A 269-nucleotide genomic window follows, 5' to 3' on the forward strand; every position below is an offset into this window, starting at 1 on the left:
ATCTACGCCCACGCTATCGCCGGTGCCCACGTGCGAAGGCTCTCTGCGGCAAGCTATCTCTAGAGCGGAATAGTTGTGTATCTCCAGCGCGACCCGGTCGAAAGTAGAAGTCTCGACGAGATGCTCGCAGAAGCCAAGTTCGTCATCGAGCCGGTGACCGAGCAGCGGGCCCGTCTGGCGCGCCAGGCCTACGCGGATTTCGGAAAGGGAAGCGGCCACCGGGCCGGATTGAACTTCGGCGATTGCCTTTCTTATGCGCTGGCGCTCGA

At 61.7% G+C, this 269-nt stretch carries 1 pseudogene; it reads left to right on the plus strand.

Features of this window, described 5'->3' with window-relative positions:
* Positions 1 to 75: 75 nt before the first annotated feature.
* Positions 76 to 269: pseudogene (locus ACLJNW_RS25450) on the plus strand (hypothetical protein); the annotation flags it as partial.

This window comes from Salmonella sp. SAL4457 (assembly GCF_046548235.1).
GTDB classification, from domain to species: domain Bacteria; phylum Pseudomonadota; class Gammaproteobacteria; order Enterobacterales; family Enterobacteriaceae; genus Salmonella; species Salmonella enterica.